We start from the raw sequence: 18,616 nt of genomic DNA, 5'->3' as shown, positions 1-18,616 counted from the left end.
TCGTCCCGAGATCGAGAGGCGTGCTGGCCATCCAACGGTCTACGACCCTCACCTGGAGGACGCGTGCGCGTAGACGAACGCTCGGAGGAGTTTCGCCGCCAGCGTTGCCGCCTGCCCGTCGTCGCGGTCGTTGACCTCGACGGCGTCGAACCCGACGGCGTGGGGCGCGACTGCGCGGACGACGTCGTGCATCGTCGCCGGGTCGAGACCGAACGGCTCTGGCGTCCCGGTCCCCGGCGCGAACCCTGGATCCGCAGCGTCGATATCGACCGAGAGGTAGACACGGTCGCCGTTCAGATCGGGGCCCCAGTCCGGTACTTCGGCCGGCGGGACGACCGTCACGTCGTTGCTCGCTGCACGCTCCCACTCCGCTTCGCTGCCGGTACGTGCGCCCAGGATCACCGCCCTCTCGGCAACCGAAAGCGCGTGGTGTGTCACCGTCGCGTGCGAGAGCGTGTCGCCGGCGTAGGACTCCCGGAGGTCGAGATGCGCGTCGAGACAGACGAACACGTCGGGGTCGACCGCGCGGACGGCGGCGACTGTGACGGTGTGTTCGCCACCCAGGACGAGCGGGACTGCACCCTCGTCGGCGAGGTCACCGAGCGTGCCGCGAAGGAAGGTGAGGTACTCGGCCGTGTCGGCGGTCGGGCCGACGTCGCCGTGGTCGTAGACGGCCAGATCCGTAAAGTGCTGGCCGCTGTGGTGGTCGTAGTCGTCGAACTGTTCGGAGAACTGCCGGACCCGGCGCGGACCGAAGCGCGCGCCCGGCCGAAACGACGTCGAGGCGTCGAGCGGCGCCCCGACGACGGCGTAGTCGGCACGGTCGCGGTCTGCGTTCGCACCGGGAAACATCTGCTTTGGGCGATTACGTGCGCGTGATCTTGCGCTGGTCCTCGTACTCGAGGTACTCGATCTCGTCGTCGGGGTTGAGTTCGACGTCGTCGGGCATCAGCATCGTGAACGTCTCGTAGGTCTCCAGGTCCATGACCTGGGCGTCGTCGCCGTCGACGGAGACGACCTGGCCCTGCTTCCGGTCGATGATGGGGACCCAGACCTTCGCGTCGACCGGCTGGGAGAGCGAGCGCTTCTTGCCGTCGAAGACGCCTCGGGCGTCGATGCGGGCCTTCGCACTGCCGTGCTTGCCGGGCTTGGCCGTACTGTAGGAGTCGATCTTACACGGCGTGTCCTCGATCATCACGTAGCTACCCTCGTCGAGCTCGCGAACTTCGGTCTGCTCTCTTGCCATACGGCCGGGTTACCCCTGTTGTGGCATAAACGGTTTGGAATGGCGCGGTGTCGGGTATGGGGTCAGGAACCGGCTTCGACGTCCCGCAGGCGGTCGATCCGCTCCTCGGTCGGCGGGTGCGAGCGCGTCTCGACGTGGAAGCGGTCGGTCTCGGTACCGGTGTCGAACCCGCCGGGGAGGAAACAGAGGCCACGGACGCCCTCGTAGGCGCGGCGGGCGTCGGTTTCGGGGGTCGCGGCGATCTCGCTGTCGAGCGTCTCCAGTGCGGTGACGAGTGCGGCCGGATCACCGGTCAGTACCGCGGCGCTCCGGTCGGCAGCGTACTCGCGGTACTTCGAGAGCGAGCGGCTCAACACGACGACCGGCGCGGTGAACACGCCGAGCAACACACCGCCGAGGACGACGGTGGTCCCCGCCAGGAACAGGAAACTGGCGGTGAACTCCAGGCTCCCGACGGGGGCGGCGAGGAAGCGCGCACTCAACACGTAGGCGCCACACAGCGCGAGGACGCCGACGAGGAGTTTGCTCCCGCGCTGGCCGGGCAACATGTCGTCGACGAGGCCGTGCTCGCCGTTGGTCAGTGCCGGCAGGAAGCTCGCCAGCGTCATCACCGTCGCGTCGCGGTTCTTGATGTGCATCAGTTCGTGGGCCAGCACGGCGTCGAGTTCGTCGCCCGACAGCGTCTCCAGCAGCCCGTCGCTGACGACGACCGTCGCACTGCCGAGCGTGCCGACCGCGAAACTGTTGGGCACCGACGAGTTCGCGACGGCAAGGCCGGGTTCTTTCATGTCTGCGAGCTGTGCCAGCCGGCGGACGCGTTCGCTCAGGTCGGGGTACTCGTGCTGGCTGACCTCGGTGGCGTCGACTTTCGCCAGTGTTCGCGCGCGGGTGTAGCGTAACTGCCCCCACACGAACACCGTCAGTGCCGGCAGCAGGACTGCCAGCCACCACGCGGCCGCCGTGGACAGCGGTCCAAGCGGCAGCACGGCCGCGACGGCGTCACGGAGGGGCGCGAGCCACGGCGTCAGGAGGTACGCGGCCGTCGCGACCACAGCCAGGTCGACGACCAGCAGGAGCGCGAGCGTCAGCAGGATCCGTCGATTGAGGTGGGTATCTCTCCCCATAGGGCGTATAGAATCTAGCTGTCAGTGAGTGAAAATAGTTCTGGTGGTCCGGACGGTACAGCGAGCGTCGGAGTAATGACAATACTTTATATTCGGCAGGCTATACTGTGTAATAGTGCCTTCCAGTCTCATCCGCGCCGCCCTCGCCCTCCTCTGTGCCGGCGCTGTGGTGTTCGGAACCGCATTGTTCCCCGCCGCGCTTGACGTGGAACTCCAGCCGACGGGTCCGGAGACAGTCGGGTCTGACGCCACGAACCCAGCCGGGAGTGAGCCGACCGGCTCCGATACCGACTCGGGAACGGCGACGGAGACACCGGAACCGACACCGACACCGACGCCGACCGACACCGCCATCCCGCCCGACGATGCCGACAGTGGCGACGCCAACCCCAACCTGGCGTGGCTCGCACTCGTCCCCAAACTGTTCGGGCTCGTCGTCCTCGGTGGCTTGCTCTACGTCGCGTTCGTGTTGCTCAGAGCGTCGGACATCGAGTTCGGCGGCGGTCGGTTCTCGCTGGACTGGCTCACACTGCCGTCGATCCCAATCCCCTTCGGGCGATTCTTCCAGCTGATCCCGCAGGTGACCACCACCGTCCTGTTGGGCGGTGCGACGCTGCTGGGACGGGTCGCAACCAGTGTCGGAACGATCATTACCGGTGTCGGTCGGGGTATCGCTGCCGGGCTCGGTCCGCTCGGACAGATGCTCGGCCGGAGTCTCGGCGCCGTTCCCGTCGCGCTCGGGACACTGGCTGGCGCCCCGCTGTCGGCGCTGGGATCGCTGGGAAGTTCCGGCGGACTCCTGTCCTCGCTGCGTGGTGGCATCACTCGGCCGGAGTTCATGGAGCCGGACGATCCCACGACGGAGGACGCGCGTGCGTCTGGCGAGGTGCCGACGGACCAGGGCGAGGCCGAGCCCCCGACGCTACGGGAAGCGTGGGAGGCGATGGTCGAACTGGTCCCAGTCCGTAACCCGGACGCGACGACGCCCGGGGAGTACGCTCGCAAGGCCATCGACATCGGATTGCCGGCGCGACCGGTCCGTCGGCTCACGGAACTGTTCCGCGCGGTCGAGTACGGCGGCACGGACCCGACCGGCTCCCCGACCCAGGCCGCCCGCGACGCACTGGACAGCATCCGGAACGGAGGTGACGAGCAGTGAGCAAGACACAGACGACCGAGGAGGTCGTCGAGCCGACGACAGAGGAAGTGACGGTCGCGGACGACGAACGACTCGACACCGCCGGGGAGCCCGCGACGGCGAAGGCCACGCCGATGGCAGACCAGCCACAGGCGACCATCGACGCGTCGATCGAACGGGAACCCAACAGCCGACTCTGGCTGGTGTTTACGTTCGCCGGCGTCGCGGCACTCGCTGCGGCGGTGGTCGTCGCGACGTTCCCGAGTCTGCTCCCACTCCCGGCGAGCAACGACGCGGTCAGGCAGATCCGGTCGGCCGCACCGCTCCTGGGTGCCGTCGTCGGCGCACTGGGGATCTACGGGCTCTACGAGCGCCACGACGCCATCGACTGGGAGAGCGACGAGACGGTCGAGCTCCCGGCCGCGAGCCACGAGACCACCCAGGGACGCGAACAGGTCGTCGTCGGGAGCGACATCGACGGCCTCCTGGAGAGCATCGACGGGCGCGTCGATCCGTACAACGGGCTCGAAGCGAGCTACGCGGCGGATATCCGGCGGGAACTCCGTGAATCCGCCGAACGAGTTCTCGTCGATTCCACCGGCGTCCCGGCCGCGACGGCCAGCCAGGCCATCGCGGACGGGCGCTGGACGGACGACCAGCGGGCCGCATCGTTCCTCGGCGACGAGACCGTTGCCGAGCCGTCGCTGAGTATCCAGCTCCGAGACTGGGCGTCCGGCGAGTCCTTCGACCGGAAGGTCGAGGCGACACTCGACGCCATCCGGCGGATCGAACGGGGTGATCTCCAGTGAGCGACAGACAGCGTGCGCGGCGGGATATCGGCATCTGGGTTGCGCTGGTCGCCGGCGCGGTCGGTGTCGTCACCGGCAACACGGCGGTGTTCATGGTGGCCGTGGTCGGCCTCGTCTACGCGGCCTACGAGGCCGCGGCCAGCGTGCCCGAACCGGAACTGACGATCTCGCGGTCGCTCGATCCAGCGGCCCCGCTTCCGGGGGACACGGTCGAGGTGACGGTCACGGTCCGGAACGACGGCCTCGACTACCTCCCCGACGTCCGTCTCGTCGACGGCGTCCCGGACCGGCTCCGCGTCGTCGACGGGTCGCCCCGCTTCGGGACGACGCTGGACGTCGACGAGTCGGTCTCGTACAGCTACACCATCCGCGCCCGACGCGGCGAACACACCTTCGACGAGACGACGGTCGTGTGTCGGAACCTCACCGGCGGCGCGGAGTACCGAACGACCGCCACGGTCGAGACGGACCTGGACTGCTCGACGGAGGCCGAACGGCTCGAACTGCCGCCACAGACGCTGCCCCAGACGGGCCGCGTCGACGCGGACGCGGCCGGCGAAGGGGTCGCGTTCTACGCCATCCGCGAGTACCAGTCCGCGGACCCGATGAGCCGAATCGACTGGAACCGGTTCGCGAAGACGAACGAACTGGCGACCGTCGAGTACCAGGAGACGAAGGCGGCGAGCGTCGTCCTGCTGGTCGACGCCCGGCATCCGGTCGCCGTGGAGCCCCGCGCACCCAACGCTGTCCAGTACTGCACGTACGCCGCAGAGCGGCTGGCGACGGTGCTGCTGGAGGAGGAGAACCACGTGGGCGCGGCCGTCTACGACTCCTGTGCGTACCTCCGCCCGTCGGCCGACAGGGTGCAGGCACGCCGCGTGCGTGAGTTCCTGCTCGACGAGATCGGCCAGAGCGACGGCTACCGCGACCACACCAGGGACGCCGACTGGTCGGTCGGCCGGATGGACGGCCAGCGGTTCTTCCAGGGTATCGACGAGATCGAACAGCGCTACGGGGTCGCCGACGGCGGCGAACCCGTCAAGACGCTCACGCGGTCCATCCCCGACGAGGCCCAACTCGTGTTCTGTACCCCACTCCTCGACGACACGGCCGCCGACGTAGCGAAACGCTTCGCCGCCTACGGACACGAGGTCACGCTGGTGACTCCGGACGTGACCGGCGGTGACACGCCCGGCGCGACGCTCGAATCGCTCGACAGGGACGAACGCGTCGACGACCTCCGGAGCGCCGTGCGCGTCGTCGACTGGCAGCCCGACCAGCCGCTATCCAAGGCACTCCTGCAGGCCATGGGACGGTGGTCGGCATGAGCGAGGACGGCTTCGACACGACCGACGTGGGCCTCGACACGCGCCCGGCGCGCTCGGCGGCGAGTCTGGCCGGCGTCCTGGCGGTCGTGACGGCGCTCGCCGTCGGACTCAGTATCGGAGACCCGATCCCGGTCCTGACGAGCGTTGGCGGTGCGGTGCTGCTGGCCGGTGGGACCTGGGCGCTCGGGCAGGAATCGAACGCCCGCCTCGCCGCCGGGAGTATCATGACGATGGCCGGCGTGGCTGCGTTCGCGCTCACAGTCGTGTTCGCCGCCGGCGGGAGCAAGCTGGCAGCCTACCTCGGGCTCGCTATCGGGACACTGTACGTCCTCGTCGACGCGGTCACGGAATCGGCCGGCGGCGAGAACAGACTGAGCGACGCCCTGCGCGAGAGCGGGAACGCACTGCTCGTCGGCATCGTGCTCGCCGTCGTCCTGAGCATCAACGCCCAGTACAACGTCCTCGGCGGAGTCGTCCTGGGCGTCGCCGGCATCGCCGCCATCACCCCGTTCGTCGGCTTCGTGACGCTCCAGATCGGTGCGGTCGCGGTGCTCCTGCTGTTGAACCGCGTCGTCCCGGTGCTGGAGGACTGGCTGCCGGACCCGGGCGAGGAGAACCGCCCGCTTGACGCGCTGGACGACGTCGGGCTGTCGCGAAACGACGTCCCGGTCGCCGTCTGGGTGGTCCTGGCCGTCGAGGGATTCGTCGCACTGTTCCCCCAGGGACAGCTCATGTTCAACGCGTTCCTCGCCAGTACGCCGGTCATCGGTCCGCTACTCCGAATCCTGCTCGGTGGGATCCTCCACATCCCGCTCGTGCTGATCGGGGTCGGACTGATCGGTATCCTGGCCGCCAGCGGGCTCCAGCGGTGGGTCGTCGACTGGCTCGGTGACAACCCGGCGACGACGCTCTCACTGCAGGCCGGCGGCATCGTCGCGGTCGTCACGACGGTGGTCGCCACGACGGCCCTCTCGCTGCTGGGCGTCCCGCTCCTCGGCGGGACCACCAGCATGTCCGGGCTCGTCGGGCCGGCAGCGATCATCCTCGGCGGCCTCGTGACTGCCGTGTTGCTGGTTGGGCTCGTCATGACGGCAGTCCCCATGCTTGACCAGTGGGAGTTCCTCCCCCAGCCTGCCGGTGGGTTCGCGCTCGGGAGTGCGCTGCTGTTCCTGACGATCGTCCTCGCGGCAGAACTGGGCGTGCCGACCGTCGTCGTCATCGCCGGCGCGGCCGCCTCACTGGTGGTCTGGGACGCCGGCGCCCACGCCAGTAGCATCGGCCTCCAGCTCGGACGGGACGCGGGCACAACCGACAGCGAGTTCGTCCACGTGACCGGGACAGGACTCGTGCTCGGGGTCGCCGTCGTGGTGGCCATCGCGGCCCGGTACCTCGTCGTCCCAGCAGTGGCCCCGCCGGAGACGTCGGCGGCGGCGTTCCGTTCGGCGGTCGCACTGTTCCTCATCATGCTGTCGATACTGGCGCTCGGACTGGCGCTCGCCGTGCGGTCGGACAGCCCGACCGCCGAGTGAGCGCCGTCAGCGCTACGGTTCGACAGGCCGAACCTGTTGTATGGACGAGACGTTCCGGTGTTACGCCTGTGGCACGACGGCGACCGGTACTGACCGGCAGCGCTGTCCCTGTGGCGAACCGTTCTGGATGGACACCGAGCCGGCAGGGTTCGACTGGCCGACCGATGGCGACTGTTCGATGTGGCGGTACCGCGACCTCCTACCGGACGTGACCCCGAGCGGGCTCGGGTCGGCGGCGGGCGGGACGCCGCTCGTCAGGACCACCAGGCTGGACGAGTCGGTCGGCGCAGAGGTCCACGTCAAGTACGAGGGTGGGAACCCGACGGGGACGTTCAAAGACAGGGGGAGCGCCGTCGGTGTAGCCGCCGCCGTCGCCACGGCGCGGGACGCTGTCGCCACCGTCTCCCATGGGAACATGGCCCGGTCGATGGCCGCCCACGCGGCAAGCCAGGGGCTGGACTGTCTCGTGTTCGTCCCGGCGGACATCCCCACAGAACGGCTCACACTGATCGACAGCTACGGCCCGACGGTCCTTCGTGTCGAGGGAGCGTACGGCGACCTCTACGACGAATCCCGCCGCCTCGAAGACGATCACAGCGTGACGGTCGTCAACTCCGATTCTCCACTGCGGGTCGCCGGCCAGAAGACCACCGGCCTGGAGATCCTGGCGTCGTTCGCCCCCCAGGTCCCCGACGCCATCGTCGCTCCGGTCTCCAGTGGCGGCCACGCCAGCGGCATCTGGAAGGGTATCGAGGAACTCCGAACGGCCGGCACGATTCCAGAGCGGCCCCGCCTGTTCTTCGTCCAGGCCGCCGGTTGCGCACCGATCGCCGAGGCCTGGGACCGCGGTGCCGACACTGTCAGGCCGGTCACGCCGACGGAGACAGTGGCGTACTCCATCGCCAATCCGGACCCACCCAGCGGGAATCGGGTCCTCGCGGCCGCACGAGCGACCGACGGGGGTGTCCTCGCGGTCGACGACGAGGCGATCCTGGACGCCCGACAGACGCTGGCCGAGCGGACGGGACTGTTCGTCGAGTCCGCCTGCGCGACGGTGCTGGCCGGCGCCGACCGACTCGCCGACCGCGGCGCCTTCGCGCCAGACGACGACGTGGTGCTCGTCGCGACGGGGACGGGGTTCACCGAGCGTGAGCGCGCGGAGACTACGAGAGTTCCGACCGTCTCACTCGACGCGCTCGACAGCGCCGTCGCCGAGCGAATCGGCTGAGCGACCGGTCAGTCCGAGAAGGGCAAGCGGCGTCTGAGTCGACGGACACCACGGACCGTTAGCGTCGCGCCACGCGCGACCAGTTCGGTCGGCAGTACATCGAACGGGACCAACGGCGGGCCCCGCTGGGTCGCGACCGTCTGTGGCTCGGTGAACTTCGTGATCCCCCGTTCCCCGTGGCGCCGGCCGATTCCCGACTCGTCGACGCCACCCATCGGCGCGTCGGTCGAGGCCCACATCCCGACGTAGGCATCGTTGACGGAGACGGTGCCGGCGTCGATGTGACGTCCCAGTTCCCGCCCGCGTGCGCGGTCGCTTGTCCAGACGCTCGCGTGGAGCCCGTACGCTGTCGCGTTGGCCCGCTGGATCGCAGTCACCCCGTCCGGAACGGGGGTGATCGAGACGACCGGGCCGAACGTCTCCTCGGTCGCAGCCGTCGCCTCTGTAGGGAGGTCGGTCAGCACCGTCGGGTCGTAGAACAGCGGGCCGATGTCTGCGCGGCGACGGCCGCCGGTCTCGACCGTCGCGCCCCGGTCGCGGGCCTCCTCGACGTGGGCCTCGACGGTCGCACGCTGGGCCTCGCTGACCAGCGAGCCGACGTCGGGGCCGTACTCGAAGGTGGCTCCGAGCGAGAGCGACGCGGTGGCATCGACAAAGCGGTCCCGAAACTCCTCGTAGACGGGTTCCTCGACGTAGATCCGTTCGAAGGAGATACACAGCTGTCCGGCATTGACGTAGCTCCCCCAGACCAGGGCGCGCACGGCGGCATCGAGGTCAGCGTCCGCGAGGACGAGAGCCGGGTTCTTCCCGCCCAGTTCCAGCGACGCGTCGACGAGATGCTGGCCGGCCAGCGCGGCGATCTCCCGGCCGGTCGCGGTGCTGCCCGTGAACGTGATCTGGTCGACCCTGGAGACGAGCGGTTCGCCGAGCGTGGCCCCGTCGCCGGTGACGACCTGGAAGACGTCCGCCGGAATCCCCGCCTCGACGAGTAGTTCGTGAGCCAGCAGCGCGCTGAAGGGGGTCTCTTCGGCCGGTTTGAGGACGACGGCGTTACCCGCCAGCAGCGCCGGCAGGAGGTCCGAAATCGCCAGCGTCAGCGGATAGTTCCACGGCTCGACGAACCCCGCCACGCCGACCGGGTCGTGATGTGTCCGGACCCGCGTGAGTCCGGGGAGCCGACTGGACTGTCGGGTCGCGGCCAGGTGTGACGGCCCCTTCCGGGCGTAGTAGTCGGCGTTGAGGACCACGTCCAGGACCTCGCCCAGCGCGTCCAGCCGCGTCTTGCCGGTCTCGACCTGGACGACGTCGAGCAGTCGCTCGCGCTCTTCCAGGACCGCGTCGGCGAACCGTTCGAGGACCGCCGCACGCTCCTGGATCGGTCGGGCAGCCCACGCCGACTGTGCCGCCCGAGCGCGGTCGACGGCGGCTGCGACATCGGCGGGCTGACACTCTGGGACGCTCCCGACGTGTTCCCCGGTGTACGGCGCCGTGACCGAGCGCGCCGCTCGGTCGTCCACTGTCGTCACGCGCTCGCGCAGGCGCCGACAGGTCTCCGCGTCGAGGCGACCGGCGACAGTCTCGACTCCCATTGGTCGCCAGTAGGCCCCCACTCGTATGTGGTTTGTCCTCACGACACGGTGTTCCCGCGGCCGATCAGTCCGCCGTACCGAACCGCGGCGTTGAAAGCGTCGGCAGGCGGAGAGGCCGGTAATGACAGACCACGAGGACCGCGAGACGTTCCACCACGACCCCATCGGGCATGCCGAGGCCCGCGCGGGGATGACCGTCGGCGAACTGGCCGACAGCTACGGCGAGGCCGGCATCGGCGCGAACGACCTCCACGAGGCCGTCGACGTCTACGCCGAAATGCTCGACGACGACGTGACGACGTTCTTCGGCCTGGCCGGCGCGATGGTCCCGACCGGGATGCGGGCCATCGTCAGCGAGCTCATCCGCGACGGCCACATCGACGTGCTGGTGACGACGGGCGCGAACTGCACCCACGACAGCATCGAGGCCATCGGCGGCAAGCACCACCACGGCGAGGTCACGCCGCCCGAGACGACCGAGCGCGAACACGACGAGACGCTGCGCGACGAGGGGGTCGACCGCATCTACAACGTCTACCTCCCACAGGAGCACTTCGCGCTGTTCGAGTCCCACCTCCGCGAGGAGGTCTTCTCGGAACTGGAAGCCGAGGGCGCGGTCTCCATCCAGCGCATGACCGAGGAACTGGGGCGGGCCAACAGCGAGGTCAACGACCGCGAGGACGTCGCCGAGGACGCGGGCGTGCTGGCGGCGGCCTACGAGAACGACGTGCCGGTCTACTGTCCCGCAGTGCAGGACTCGGTACTTGGCCTGCAAGCGTGGATGTACTCACAGACCAGCGACTTCACGCTGGACGCGCTGGCGGACATGACCGACATCACGGATATCGCCTACGAGGCCGACAGCGCCGGCGCGATGGTCGTCGGCGGCGGCGTCCCCAAGAACTACGTCCTCCAGACGATGCTGGTCTCGCCGGACGCCTACGACTACGCCGTCCAGTTGACGATGGACCCCTCGAACACCGGCGGCCTCTCCGGGGCGACGCTGGACGAGGCCCGATCGTGGGGCAAACTGGAGAAGGACGCTCGCAACGTCTCGGTGTACGCAGACGCGACGATCACGCTCCCGCTGGTCGTTGCCGCGGCCCGCGAGCGGGTCGGCGAGTGACGCGGTTCGGGGAGAGAGTATATTCCAGTGGCCGTCGATTACCGAGTGTGAACTGCCCGTGACCGACTCGATCCGCGTCCTCCACGTCGACGACGACCCCGATTTCCTCGACCTGGCACAGACCACGCTGGCAGCAGAGCACGGGTTCGACGTGGTCACGGAGACCGATCCGGCGGCCGCGCTGGAACGCTTCGAGGATGAGTCGTTCGACGCCGTCGTCAGCGACTACGAGATGCCACGGCTGGACGGTCTGGAGCTACTGTCTGCCGTCAGGGAGCGCGATTCCGCGGTCCCGTTCGTCCTGTTCACCGGCAAGGGATCCGAGGCGGTCGCGAGCGAGGCCATCTCGGCCGGCGTCACGGACTACCTCCAGAAGGGACGTGGGCTCGAACAGTTCGAGTTGCTGTCCAATCGGATCGTGAACGCAGTCGACCACAGTCGCACCGTCGACCAACTCGGCCGCGAGAAACGCCGGCTGGATCGGATACTCACCGCGACACCGATGGCAATCGTCGTCCACAACCTCGACGGGAGCGTCTCCCGCTGGAACGACCGGGCGGAAGCGATCCTCGGCGCACCGGCCTCCGAACTCGATGCGGCCGCCTATCCCGACGTCTCCTGGACCCTCCGGGAACCCGACGGAACGGTCGTGCCACCCGACCGCCTGCCGTATCGGCGGGTCATCGACACCGGCGACTCGCTCCGTGACGTCGAGTACGTCGGCGAGACGGGCGACGGGTCTGAACTCCACATCGTCGTCCACGGCGCGCCCCTCTACGACGCTGATGGTGCCATCGAGGGGGCCGTGATCGTCTTCGGTCCGGTGTGAGTGTCGACCCGTCGTTTCGTGCATGGCACTCACACACGCTCTCGCTCGCTTTGACAACGTTTTAGCCGCCGATTCGTCTCTAGGTGCTCAATGAGCTACAAGATCGGACTCGTCGGCAAGCCCTCTGTCGGCAAGTCCACATTCTTCAACGCGGCGACGATGAACGACGTCCCCGAGGGGGCGTACCCGTTCACGACCATCGACCCCTCGGTCGGCGAGGCCTACGTCCGGGTCGACTGTGCAGCCCCGGAGTTCGAGCACTCCTGTACGCCCAACCACGGCTACTGTTCGGACGGCATCCGCTTCGTCCCGACCCAGTTGGTCGACGTCGCCGGCCTCGTCCCCGGCGCCCACGAGGGCAAGGGACTCGGGAACCAGTTCCTCTCGGACCTCAACGAGGCCGACGTGCTCGTCCACGTCGTCGACTTCACCGGCGAGACGGACCTCGAAGGGGAGCCCACCGAGGACCACGACCCCCGCGAGGACATCGACTTCCTGGAGAACGAACTGGACATGTGGTACCTCGACATCCTGGAGAAGGGCATCGAGCGCTACCGCTCGGGCTACCACGGCGAGGACAAGGACGTCGAGGCCGACCTCGCCGAGCAGATGTCGGCGTTCAAGATCAGCGAGGAGGAGATCAAACAGGTCGTCCTGGCACTGGATCTGGAACTCGACCCGGACACCTGGGACGAGGCCGACCGCGAGCGACTGGCCCGCGAGATCCGCATCCGGACGAAGCCGATGGTCGTCGCGGCGAACAAGATGGACACGCCCGCCGCTCAGGCCAACTGGGAGACCATCATCGAGGACCCCGAGTACGAGCACCTGACGTTCATTCCCGTCTCCGCCCACGCCGAGAAGGCGCTGAAAAACGGCGACGAGCAGGGCGTACTGGACTACCGCCCCGGCGACGACGATTTCGAGGTCACGGCGGACCTCCCAGAGGAGAAGGCCGCCGGCCTCGAACAGATCCGTGCGTTCGTCACCGAATTCGGCGGCACCGGCGTCCAGAACGTCCTGGAGACGGCACTGTTCGAGGAACTGGGCGCTATCGCTGTCTTCCCCGGCGCCCGCAAGCCCCAGGAGGACGGCACCTTCCTGCAGGACTGTTTCGTCCTGCCCGACGGCTCGACCGCCGAGGACTTCGCGTACTTCCTGCACACCGACATCGGCGAGGGCTTCCTCCACGCCCACGACGTCCGCTCCGGTCGCCAGGTCGGCGCCGACACCGAACTCGATCACCGCGACGTCGTCGAGATCACCACGACGAACTGAGATCGCTTCCTGCCGTCTCGCTCTGTCCGGTATCGACCCGTATCAGTCCTGATAACGTAGGGTCCCACCTTTTTGCTCGTCAGTCAGCTACGTGGACCCATGACCGACTGGTACACAGCTGGCTATCACGTGTTTGGGTCGCCACCGGAGGGGGACAGATGAGCACGGCGACGGCCGGAAAACGTCGTCTCGGACAGCTCCTCGCCGCCGTCGGTGTGATCCCGATGCGCGTCGAGCCGTATCTGCCCGGCCCACTCAGAGCGAACTTCGGAGCACGGCTGTTCGCGCTCGCGCTCATCTCCGTCGTCATCGGACCGGCGATCGCCGCGACGCTGTTCACCTCGGCGCTGCCCGCAGTGGCGTTCGCTGCCGGTATCGTCCTGGTAACCGGGTTCCTCGGGTACTGCGAACTCTACCGGGCGCTCATCCAGATCAACGAGCAGGTCGTCGCCATCGACAGCGGCAACTACGACATCGCGTTCGAGGTTGACCGCGTCGACGAGATCGGCGAGACCTACGACACCATCGAGCGGACCGCAGCATCGATGGGACAGACGATACGGGAAGCCGACGAAGCCCGTGCCGAGGCGGAGGAAGCACGGGAGGAAGCCGAGGCGGCCCGCCAGCAGGCAGAACAGGAACGGACGGAGATGGAGGCTCTGAGCAGCCACCTCGAACTGAAGGCCCAGCAGTACGGCGACGCGCTCCGGGCCGCCGCCGACGGCGACCTGACTGCCCGCGTCGACACGGACAGCATGAGTGACGCCATGGAAGCGGTCGGCGCGGCGATCAACGACACCCTGGCAGCCCTCGAACAGGCCGTCGACAAGGGCCAGACCGTCTCGAACCGGATCGCCTCGGAGAGTGAGACCGTCGCCGAGGCCGGAACCGAGGTCCGCACAGAGGTCCGCACCGTCTCGGAGTCGGTCCAGGACATCGCCGACGGGGCGAGCCAACAGCGCGGCCAGCTCGACGACGCCGCCGACGAACTGAGCGACCTCTCCGCGACCGTCGAGGAGATGGCCTCCTCCGTGGCCGAGATCGCCGACCGGAGCGACACGGCCGCCGAACTGGGACGCGAGGCCCAGCAGTCCTCCTCGGAGGCCCAGAGCGCCGTCGACGCCATCCGTCACCAGTCGATGTCGGCCGCCGCGGAGGTGAAGGAACTCGACGAGATCGCCGAGGATATGGCCGAGATCGTCGAGGTCATCGACGCCATCGCCGAGGAGACGAACATGCTGGCGTTGAACGCCTCCATCGAGGCCGCACGCGCCGGGGAGGCCGGCGAGGGCTTCGCCGTCGTCGCCGACGAGATCAAGTCACTGGCCGCTGAGACTCAGGACGCGACCGGCGACGTCGAGGAACTCATCGAGACGCTCCGTGGCCAGGTCGGCGACAGCGTCGAGGCCATGGACACCATGGAGTCGGCGGTCGACCGCGGCAGCGACACCATCTCCGCGACGATCACGACGCTGGACGACGTCGTCGACGCGACCGTCGACGTCAACGACAGCATCCAGGAGATCGACGAGGCGACCAACCGACAGGCCGACAGCGCCCAGCAGGTCGTCGGCATCATCGACGACATCGGAGACATCGCCGCCCAGACGGCCGCCGAGGCCGACGACGTGGCCGACACCGCAGCTCAGCAGGACAGGACAGTCGCCGAGATGGTCGACTCCGTCGGATCGTTCGTCGAGGACGCCGACACGCTGGAAGCAGAACTGGCGCAGTTCGAGACCGGGAGCGAGACGCAGATGGTAGACGTCGATGCGAGCAGCGCGCAGGCGATGACCGACGACGATTGAGATAGCCGTTGGCGCGTTCTACAACACGAGGTAGGCGATCAACACGACGATCAGGAGCTTCTTTACGAGGACGACGGCGATGATGGTCTGTGTCATCGAGAGCCCGCGGATCCGCTGGATGCCGCGGCGGAGGAACGCCGGGGACCCGGCGAGTTCTCTGGCCAGTAGTTCCAGTTCCGCACGGAACGTCTCGCGGAGGGTTCCCTGGCCCTGTTCGTAGCCGGCCTCGGCGGCAGGGATCCACCGCTCGCCGCTGTACTGGAGTTCGACGAGCGAGCCCTCCAGGTGGTCGGCCTGCTCGAAGGCCAACCCGTTTGCTTCACAGAGCCGTTCGAGCCTGGCGACGTCACGGTCACTGTCCAGCTCGTAGCTGAGTCGGATTGCCTGGGCCGCCCAGTCGAACTGACAGCGGACGACGACCTCGTCTGCCCCGACCCAGACGTCGACGATCTCGGCCAACTCGACGGTTCCCTTCGTCTCTTTCTTCTTGCGACGGAGGTGCTCGTACTCGTCGGTGTCGGTAGCGGAGATGGAGGCGGTGTCGGTCATTCGCGGGTATCCGGTCGTTGCGGCCGCGCCGACATAATCTTTCTCTCAGTCGCCGGCCTCGACGGCCTCCTCGGTCGGTTCCCAGCCGACGAACGCCGTCTCCGGTGTGACCCCCATCGCGTCGATGAACAGGCAGGTACCGACGTAGTGGCCGACCAGCAGCGCGATAGCGACCAGTTCGTCGGTCTCGAAGTAGTCGGTCGCCCGCTCGTGGACCGCGTCGGTGACCGTCCGGTCGCAGTAGGCCCGGACGTACGCGACCAGCGCCGCGGCGTCGTCGGCCAGCGCGTCCCGGTCGTCCCGTCCGATCGCTCGGATCGTCGCCAGCGAGAGGCCGGCCTCGCGGGCCTCGAAGACGTGCTGGTGCCACTCGTAGCGAGCGTCCAGGGCACGCGCGGCAGCGAGGATCGCGATCTCCCGTGTCCGCGGGGCGAGAGCAGCGTACAGCACGTCCAGATACTCCAGCAGACCGGCGAACGTTTCGGGGTTGTTGCCCATCGCCCGTGCGACGTGAAGGTCGTCGATAGCGAGCGAGTCGAACAGCGCCGGGGCCGCCTCGACGACCGTCGAGGAGTCCGGCAGCGGGACGCGAAGCTCCGAGTCCATGCGGAGTCGTTGGCCGCCGGTCGCTTAAATATCGACGGGACAGCCGTTGATCTCGCCGCCGCGCATCCCCTCGGCCAGCCAGTAGATCGACAGCGTCAGCACGACCAGCGCGCCGACGGCGAACTCCAGACCGTCCAGGGGGAGGAAGAGCAGCGACGTCGAGACGCCGAGTAGCGAGAGCAGCCCCAGCAGGACCGCCGAGCCACAGGCCGCACACCCCGCACCGAGAGTCCCCAGCAGGACGCCAGCGGCGCCGGCCCCGCCCTGCCGGACCGCCAGACCGTGCTCCCGGAAGTGGTACGTCGCCAGCGCGATGTCGACCCCGGTCAGCAGCGCGACGACCACCAGAAGGACGCCCTGTATCGGATGGAACGAGGTGCCGACGAAGGGATACAGCTCCAGCAGGACGATAGCCCTGTCGGCAAGCGAGAGCGAGCCGCCGACGACCAGATCCAGCACGAGCGTGACGTTCAGCGAGACAACGAACACGGTCAGCGACAGCATCGACACCAACGCGGCGACGACGGCGTAGGTCGGCAGCGTGAGGACCAGCCGCGTCGTCCGGGCCATCAGCCGCCAGTCGGCCCTGCGGGTCGGCAGGCGGATCACGCCGCGCAGACGGCCGCGCCGTGACTGACGCCCGTCTGTCCGTGCCATCAGCTCCCCTCGTCGAGCGCTCGGGCGACGATCTCGTAACTGACGCTGCCGGTGACCTTCGTGACGAACTCGCCGTTCTCGAACAGCAGGATGATCGGGGTCGAGCGACCGAGGCCGGCGTTCTCCGCGGCCGCGATGTCGGCCTGGACCTTGTCGTCGTGCGCCTCGTTCCGGGCGTCCTCGGCCACGGCCGCTCCGTCGAGGTCGGTCTCACTGTCGAGGAACGAGGCCGTCCGTTCGAGGACGTTGTCCGTCGAGAACGCCGACTGAGTCTCGAAGTAGTGTGCCAGCAGCGACCAGAAGGCGTCGGCGTCGCGGGCGAACGTCGCTTCCAGTGCCTGCGTCGCCGGCTTCCCCCAGGGGTAGATGACCGGATAATTCCGGACCACGTAGGCGCCCTTGCCCGGTTCGACGATGTTCGACCGGATCTCCGGCACCGTCTTCTCGTGGAAGTCCCGGCAGGTCGGACACGACGGGTCCTCGAACGTCAGGACGACGTGTCCGTCCAGGGAGCCCAGATGTGGCTGGGCGTCGAGGTCGGCCGCCGCAGGGTGGTCTGCGATCGACTCCCCACTGCTCTCGCTCCCGCCACACCCCGCTACTCCGGCGACGGCACTCGCTGCCGCGAGTCCGAGAAAGCGCCGTCTGTTCATACGCTCCCGGAGACTCCCCTGCCGTTTATGCGTTGTTCCATATCCCGCCCAGATTGAGAACCGTCTTGCACGCGGAGCCTGTACCTCCGTGTGGCCGATGACGAGAGCGTACGGGCGCGAGCCGAGGTGACTCCCCGGCGACGACGAGCCCTATGAGTGCCGAGGCCGTTCTCTCCAGAGTGAGTCGTACCGTGCCACCGTATCCGGGGGGTAAAAAGTGGCTTTCACGCGCAGCCAGCGTACCTACTCCCAGCAGACCCGGACGAATAGTCGCATGGCAACCGAGACCACAGATTCGTCAGGCACAGTCACAGACTGGCTTCCCGGCGGCACCGTGACGTCGGTGCTCACCGTCGCCGGCGCGATACTGTTCCTCGTTCCCGAACCGATCACGTCGCTGCTCGGAATCCTGGTGTTGCTCGCCGGGATCGGTAGCTGGGCCGCCAGTCGCGTCCGGTAGTCGTCCGGGGCGGCCCGAGCCTCGCAGAGCGCGTCTGGACACGAGCGTTATCGTCCCACTGAAAAACACGTTGCACGAGCAGGCGGGAGCGATTCGCGGGCGGCCCACCAGCCCGGAACCACGATGGTACCACATCACCGATTCGACGACTGTCCGATAGCTGTAGCGGCCCGTCCGAACGCACCCCGCGTGGCTCGAAGGGGCGGTGGGCGTCCATGAGGTTGACACAGCAGCCCACGGCCCATCACGGTCGGTCCGCTACGATTCGAAGGCGTCGGCGTAATAGAAACCGTCCGGGCCCGGACTCAGGGCGGCCGTATCGTACTCGTCGGGACAGTCGTCGGGGACCGTGACGACCGTCTCGAAGGCGTCTTTCAGTCCGACCTCGTGGCTCGCGACGAAGCCGTTCTCGGTGAACAGCGAGACGTGGCTCGGGAGACACCAGTTCGACGGGGCGCGTGCCTGCGTGTACACCGTCGATTCGGTCGCCAGCGCGGTCAGAAACGGCGGCGTCTCGTGCCGGTGGCCGTACAGCGAGCAGTTCTGTGTCCGGACCGAATCGAGCACGACCAGCAGAACGTTCGGCGCCGTCGCGTGGCCAGACATAGTTCCGACAGGAGCAGGCCCCAGTTAGCCCGCGCCAACTGGGTACCGTTGGT

At 68.1% G+C, this 18,616-nt stretch carries 19 protein-coding genes; 10 read left to right on the top strand and 9 right to left on the bottom strand.

Going from position 1 to position 18,616, the window contains the following annotated elements:
- Window positions 1–48: 48 nt before the first annotated feature.
- The 3 genes from speB to Hhyl2_RS02680 form a co-directional block, all read right to left on the bottom strand.
- Window positions 49–852, bottom strand: a complete 804-nt coding sequence (gene speB / locus Hhyl2_RS02690; RefSeq protein WP_483549181.1) for an agmatinase — start codon at window positions 850–852, stop codon at window positions 49–51.
- Between the two features lie 13 nt (window positions 853–865).
- Window positions 866–1,246, bottom strand: a complete 381-nt coding sequence (locus Hhyl2_RS02685; RefSeq protein WP_483549180.1) for a translation initiation factor IF-5A — start codon at window positions 1,244–1,246, stop codon at window positions 866–868.
- A gap of 62 nt (window positions 1,247–1,308) precedes the next feature.
- The gene (locus Hhyl2_RS02680) at window positions 1,309–2,370 is read right to left on the bottom strand and encodes a M48 family metalloprotease (protein ID WP_483549179.1); all 1,062 of its coding nucleotides are present in this window, start codon (window positions 2,368–2,370) and stop codon (window positions 1,309–1,311) included.
- Between the two features lie 115 nt (window positions 2,371–2,485).
- On the opposite strand from Hhyl2_RS02680, the gene Hhyl2_RS02675 reads away from it, so the two are divergent.
- The 5 genes from Hhyl2_RS02675 to thrC are packed head-to-tail and all read left to right on the top strand — an operon-like array spanning window position 2,486 to window position 8,402.
- Window positions 2,486–3,529 carry a DUF4129 domain-containing protein gene (locus tag Hhyl2_RS02675; protein WP_483549178.1) on the top strand — a complete coding sequence of 348 codons (1,044 nt, stop codon included), beginning with the start codon at window positions 2,486–2,488 and terminating at the stop codon, window positions 3,527–3,529.
- Entirely contained in the window at window positions 3,526–4,317 is a 792-nt protein-coding gene (locus Hhyl2_RS02670; RefSeq protein WP_483549177.1) for a DUF7269 family protein, read from the top strand. The genes Hhyl2_RS02675 and Hhyl2_RS02670 overlap by 4 nt, the downstream gene beginning before the upstream one ends.
- Entirely contained in the window at window positions 4,314–5,645 is a 1,332-nt protein-coding gene (locus Hhyl2_RS02665) for a DUF58 domain-containing protein (RefSeq protein WP_483549176.1), read from the top strand. Before Hhyl2_RS02670 ends, Hhyl2_RS02665 begins: the two co-directional genes overlap by 4 nt.
- The gene (locus Hhyl2_RS02660) at window positions 5,642–7,174 is read left to right on the top strand and encodes a DUF7519 family protein (protein ID WP_483549175.1); all 1,533 of its coding nucleotides are present in this window, start codon (window positions 5,642–5,644) and stop codon (window positions 7,172–7,174) included. The genes Hhyl2_RS02665 and Hhyl2_RS02660 overlap by 4 nt, the downstream gene beginning before the upstream one ends.
- Window positions 7,175–7,214: 40 nt before the next feature.
- Window positions 7,215–8,402 (top strand): threonine synthase, encoded by a 1,188-nt coding sequence (gene thrC, locus Hhyl2_RS02655; RefSeq protein ID WP_483549174.1) that lies wholly within the window; start codon window positions 7,215–7,217, stop codon window positions 8,400–8,402.
- Between the two features lie 8 nt (window positions 8,403–8,410).
- Here the strand turns inward: thrC and Hhyl2_RS02650 are convergent, their stop codons facing one another.
- A complete protein-coding gene (locus Hhyl2_RS02650; RefSeq protein WP_483549173.1) occupies window positions 8,411–9,991 on the bottom strand; it encodes a succinic semialdehyde dehydrogenase in 1,581 nt (526 codons plus the stop codon).
- A 121-nt stretch (window positions 9,992–10,112) separates the two neighbouring features.
- Between Hhyl2_RS02650 and Hhyl2_RS02645 the strand changes: the two genes are divergently transcribed.
- The 4 genes from Hhyl2_RS02645 (at window position 10,113) to Hhyl2_RS02630 (ending at window position 15,032) form a co-directional block, all read left to right on the top strand.
- Window positions 10,113–11,117, top strand: a complete 1,005-nt coding sequence (locus Hhyl2_RS02645) for a deoxyhypusine synthase (protein ID WP_483549172.1) — start codon at window positions 10,113–10,115, stop codon at window positions 11,115–11,117.
- A gap of 58 nt (window positions 11,118–11,175) precedes the next feature.
- Complete coding sequence (locus Hhyl2_RS02640) at window positions 11,176–11,946, top strand: response regulator (protein WP_483549171.1); 771 nt, start codon at window positions 11,176–11,178, stop codon at window positions 11,944–11,946.
- Between the two features lie 90 nt (window positions 11,947–12,036).
- Window positions 12,037–13,224: a redox-regulated ATPase YchF gene (locus Hhyl2_RS02635; RefSeq protein ID WP_483549170.1), complete on the top strand. Its 1,188-nt coding sequence runs from the start codon at window positions 12,037–12,039 to the stop codon at window positions 13,222–13,224.
- A gap of 158 nt (window positions 13,225–13,382) precedes the next feature.
- On the top strand, window positions 13,383–15,032 hold the full coding sequence (locus Hhyl2_RS02630) for a methyl-accepting chemotaxis protein (protein ID WP_483549169.1): 1,650 nt from the start codon (window positions 13,383–13,385) through the stop codon (window positions 15,030–15,032).
- An 18-nt stretch (window positions 15,033–15,050) separates the two neighbouring features.
- On the opposite strand, the gene Hhyl2_RS02625 is transcribed toward Hhyl2_RS02630, so the two are convergent.
- Genes Hhyl2_RS02625 through Hhyl2_RS02610 form a run of 4 tightly spaced genes read right to left on the bottom strand, consistent with a single transcriptional unit; the run spans window position 15,051 to window position 17,497 of the window.
- A complete protein-coding gene (locus tag Hhyl2_RS02625; RefSeq protein WP_483549168.1) occupies window positions 15,051–15,581 on the bottom strand; it encodes a hypothetical protein in 531 nt (176 codons plus the stop codon).
- A gap of 45 nt (window positions 15,582–15,626) precedes the next feature.
- On the bottom strand, window positions 15,627–16,187 hold the full coding sequence (locus Hhyl2_RS02620; protein WP_483549167.1) for a carboxymuconolactone decarboxylase family protein: 561 nt from the start codon (window positions 16,185–16,187) through the stop codon (window positions 15,627–15,629).
- A 24-nt stretch (window positions 16,188–16,211) separates the two neighbouring features.
- The gene (locus Hhyl2_RS02615) at window positions 16,212–16,844 is read right to left on the bottom strand and encodes a hypothetical protein (RefSeq protein ID WP_483549166.1); all 633 of its coding nucleotides are present in this window, start codon (window positions 16,842–16,844) and stop codon (window positions 16,212–16,214) included.
- Complete coding sequence (locus tag Hhyl2_RS02610) at window positions 16,844–17,497, bottom strand: DsbA family protein (protein WP_483549165.1); 654 nt, start codon at window positions 17,495–17,497, stop codon at window positions 16,844–16,846. The genes Hhyl2_RS02615 and Hhyl2_RS02610 overlap by 1 nt, the downstream gene beginning before the upstream one ends.
- Window positions 17,498–17,771: 274 nt before the next feature.
- Between Hhyl2_RS02610 and Hhyl2_RS02605 the strand changes: the two genes are divergently transcribed.
- Window positions 17,772–17,957: a hypothetical protein gene (locus tag Hhyl2_RS02605; RefSeq protein WP_483549164.1), complete on the top strand. Its 186-nt coding sequence runs from the start codon at window positions 17,772–17,774 to the stop codon at window positions 17,955–17,957.
- A gap of 258 nt (window positions 17,958–18,215) precedes the next feature.
- On the opposite strand, the gene Hhyl2_RS02600 is transcribed toward Hhyl2_RS02605, so the two are convergent.
- On the bottom strand, window positions 18,216–18,563 hold the full coding sequence (locus Hhyl2_RS02600) for a sulfatase-like hydrolase/transferase (RefSeq protein ID WP_483549163.1): 348 nt from the start codon (window positions 18,561–18,563) through the stop codon (window positions 18,216–18,218).
- Between the last annotated feature and the right edge of the window lie 53 nt (window positions 18,564–18,616).

It is taken from the genome of Haloarcula sp. H-hyl2 (assembly GCF_056934385.1).
This window is presented reverse-complemented; position numbering and strand designations above follow the sequence as displayed.